This window comes from Candidatus Erwinia dacicola (assembly GCF_001756855.1).
Taxonomy (GTDB): domain Bacteria; phylum Pseudomonadota; class Gammaproteobacteria; order Enterobacterales; family Enterobacteriaceae; genus Erwinia; species Erwinia dacicola.
Window position 1 is genome coordinate 1 of record NZ_MAYS01000462.1, and the last position, 3,284, is coordinate 3,284.

The 3,284-nt window shown below is 55.5% G+C and carries 3 protein-coding genes and 4 pseudogenes; 2 read left to right on the top strand and 5 right to left on the bottom strand.

What is annotated here, in order from left to right; genetic code table 11:
* Positions 1 to 278 (top strand): annotated as a pseudogene (locus BBW68_RS12330) (transposase); the annotation flags it as partial.
* Between the two features lies 1 nt (position 279).
* Here the strand turns inward: BBW68_RS12330 and BBW68_RS16910 are convergent.
* Positions 280 to 612 (bottom strand): annotated as a pseudogene (locus tag BBW68_RS16910) (transposase); the annotation flags it as partial.
* 108 nt (positions 613 to 720) lie between these two features.
* On the opposite strand from BBW68_RS16910, the pseudogene BBW68_RS12335 reads away from it, so the two are divergent.
* A pseudogene (locus BBW68_RS12335) lies at positions 721 to 954 on the top strand (hypothetical protein); the annotation flags it as partial.
* A gap of 120 nt (positions 955 to 1,074) precedes the next feature.
* Here the strand turns inward: BBW68_RS12335 and BBW68_RS12340 are convergent.
* From BBW68_RS12340 to BBW68_RS12355, 4 genes and pseudogenes are all read right to left on the bottom strand, one after another.
* Positions 1,075 to 1,413: pseudogene (locus tag BBW68_RS12340) on the bottom strand (DeoR/GlpR family transcriptional regulator); the annotation flags it as partial.
* Between the two features lies 1 nt (position 1,414).
* Positions 1,415 to 2,233: a rhomboid family intramembrane serine protease GlpG gene (glpG, locus tag BBW68_RS12345; RefSeq protein ID WP_070135594.1), complete on the bottom strand. Its 819-nt coding sequence runs from the start codon at positions 2,231 to 2,233 to the stop codon at positions 1,415 to 1,417.
* Positions 2,234 to 2,332: 99 nt separating this feature from the next.
* Positions 2,333 to 2,656, bottom strand: a complete 324-nt coding sequence (gene glpE / locus BBW68_RS12350; protein WP_070135595.1) for a thiosulfate sulfurtransferase GlpE — start codon at positions 2,654 to 2,656, stop codon at positions 2,333 to 2,335.
* Between the two features lie 392 nt (positions 2,657 to 3,048).
* Positions 3,049 to 3,284, bottom strand: a 236-nt coding sequence (locus BBW68_RS12355; protein WP_148127661.1) for an integrase core domain-containing protein, incomplete at its 5' end; no start/stop codon positions are given.

Below are 3,284 nucleotides of genomic sequence, written 5' to 3' on the forward strand. Positions count from 1 at the left end.
GGGTATCGGCGAGTCAGAAGCGAAAGCGTTCTGGCTGGCCTTCCTGCTCAGCCTGAAGGAGCGCGGCTTGGAGGGCGTAAAGCTGGTCATCTCCGACGCGCACAGCGGCCTGAAAGCGGCGATACAGCAGGTGTTCGTGCAGACCGATGAGAAAAGTGTCCGGGTAAAAATCCACTCGACGAACACGCTGGAGCGCCTGAACAAAGGCGTGCCGATGTGGTGGGCATCTTCCCCAACGAAGAAAGCATCATGCGGCTTCTGGTGCGGTTCTGACGGAGCACCCGTTGCCAGCTTCGGAGATACCGTCAGGCCGCGTGACCGCAGGCCGATCAGGAGTTCGTACCAGCTGGCTTCCGACTCCCTGTAGCCGTCTTCAACCGCAATCAGCTCTTTACGACCATGTTCTGTGACCCTGATGACAACCAGCAGGCAAAGTCGACCGTCCTGCCGTACGTTGCTATAGATGCCATCCGCCCAGAGGTAGACATAACGCGCTTCGTTCAGGTCTCTTTGCGCCCATGAACTGTGCTCATCCAGCCACTGCGCCTTCAGACGACTGATGGTGCTGGCTGAGAGGCCGGAAGCGGCTTCGCCGAGGAGAGCTGACAGCGCCAAGCTTTTTGGCCGCTTTTTACCATTTTTAATGTCCGCTTTTATCAACCAGTCTGACCGCTTTTCTCCGTCGACTCCCCGTTGTTCTCCGGCGCCAGTTTTTTACTCAGCGAGGCGGAAGTGGTGCTGGACGAGCTGAATGACAACGCGCGCCGCCTTCAGCTTACCAGCGACCTCAACCGTAACCTGTTACTGGCCAACGCGCTCTACTGGCAGGCCGGGCGAAAAGGCGAGGCTCAGCAGGCGCTGATTGAGGCGCTGACGCTGGCGAACCGCACCAACTTTATCAGCCATTTTGTGGTGGAGGGCGAAGCGATGGCGCAGAAGCTGCTGCATTTGATGGGGATGCGTGTGAATTAACGGGTCGACCACGATTTGTAAAGGTCAACCGCTTTTCTGGTCGACCCGTTGGGCTGACCGAAACAGAGGGTCAGCCCCTACGAGCAACGCGTATTAACAGTGTTAACACAGCTCTAGATGCACTTCGTGCTGTTTGATGGTTTTTATCACGCTCGGCGGCGGCGCTCCATCGGTAAACAGATAGTCGATCAGGCTCATATTACCGAGGTTAACCATGGCATTACGGCCAAACTTTGAATGGTCGGCGACCAGCATCACGCAGCGCGAGTTCTCGATAATGGCGCGCTTGGTGCGCACTTCATGATAGTCGAAGTCGAGCAGCGAACTGTCAAGATCGATGCCGCTAATGCCGAGAATGCCGTAGTCGAGGCGGAACTGAGTGATATAGTCAAGCGTCGCTTCCCCCATAATTCCCCCGTCGCGGGTGCGCACTTCACCACCCCTATTTTTTTAACTGTCGCGTATCGACAAACGCCATTGCCAGCCCGACCAGCAGGCCGGTCACGTGTGCAGCATTAGCAATCGACAGGCCAAACCAGCCGAAATACCCCACCAGCAGCCAGAGGGCGGCGAACGCCATCAGGCCGCGCTGCAGTTCTATCCCACTTTCCGGATCGCGCTCGCCGCGCAGCCAGCTGTAGCCCATCAGCGCATACACCACGCCGGAGAGGCCGCCAAACAGCACGCCGCTGAACTTCGCCTGCATCCAGCCGCTCAGCAGCGCCGAAATCAGGGCGGTTACCAACAGCTTACTGCTGCCGAGGCGTTTTTCCACCGCGCCGCCGAGATACCAGAACCACATCAGGTTAAACAGGATATGCAGCATTGAAAAGTGTAGCATCGCGTGGCTGAACCAGCGCCACAGCTCCAGATGCTGATTAACATCCGGCCATGAAAGCACCCGCATCACCGCCTTGTCGCCGAAAACCTGCATCAGGATAAACACCAGAATACAGGTTGCCATGATCAGCAGGGTTAACGGCCCGGCGCGCTCGCGCACGTTGGCCATTATGGAGGTATGCTGATACTGAATGCCGCTGTCGGTAGTGCCGCTCTGCCAGCTCGCCGCTTGGTAGCGCACATGGTTAGGGTCGCGGATAAACAGGTTAAGTTCGTTTTCGACTACATTCAGTTGCGATTCGTCATCCAGCCACAGCGTATAGCCGCTGTCGTGCTCGATGCGCAGCGTAACGCCGCGCGTGGTCATATAGTCAACGAACGCCTGTGCCGGGCGCAGATGTGTAAAGTGAGTGATGCGCATAGTTAGGACGGCTTCTTTTAGTCCGGAGCAAACAAAGGCGGCAGTATAGCTTTTTTACCCGACAAGTTGCAGGGGTAACGCTGCGAGCAAAAATGCGCGTTATTGCGCGTCTACCTGCTGGGGGAACGCGCTGCGCCAGGCATTGAAACCGCCGTCAATGCTGTAAGCCTCGGCAAAACCCTGGGTCAGCAGGTACTGAGCGGCCCCTTTGCTGCTGTTGCCGTGGTAGCACATTACCAGCACTGCCGTGGCGAATTCAGCCCGGGCAATGAAGGTGGGCAGGGAGTCATTTGTCAGATGGAATGCGCCGCTGGCATGACCAGCCGCGAAACTTTGTGGGTCACGAATATCGACCAGCAGCGCGCGGCCGTCAGCTAGTTTCTGCTGTGTCTGCTGCACGCTGATGCACTCAAATTGTTCCATGGTGGGTTCTCGTAACAAGCTAAAAAAGGGAGCGAATAAGTTCCCATTGTAGCCTGAAGGCAGCGCACAATAACCCGGCAGTGATCGGGGAGAAAGTCTTTTTCTTGGGTTAATTATGTTACCTGCATCACGCATAAATGTTTGTATTAGGTTAACGCTGACATCAATGTTGGTTTCCGACGAGTATAGTACTCGAAAACAAACATTATTGAAAGATTCCGAGTCATCGGAGGGGATGACGTGGGAACCAAAGACCTGATCGTAATCGGCAGCGGCATTAACGGTGCCGGTATTGCGACTGATGCTGCCGGGTGCGGACTGTCGGGCACTGTTGCAAAGATATTGATGAGTTAGCCTTTCGTGTTATTGAAAGGTTTTATCTTTCAAAGACTTCAACTAATACTGGCCACAGCATTAGACTGTAAGTAGTACAGCCGCTCAGATTCGTTGGGCGTCAGACCACCGTTATACCAATGGGGCCTGATAGCGCTGTAATATCCCGTTATATAGCGAATTATCGCGCCCTGGGCTTCGCTGAAGCTGTTATAGCCCTTCGTCGGCACCCATTCGGTCTTCAGGCTCCGGAAGAACCGCACCATAGGGGCGTTATCCCAGCAGTTTCCCCGTC

Bases quoted from the DNA above. Each gene is read 5' to 3' on its own strand.
- glpG (WP_070135594.1), bottom strand. From the start codon at position 2,233: ATGCGCATCACTCACTTTACACATCTGCGCCCGGCACAGGCGTTCGTT.
- glpE (WP_070135595.1), bottom strand. From the start codon at position 2,656: ATGGAACAATTTGAGTGCATCAGCGTGCAGCAGACACAGCAGAAACTA.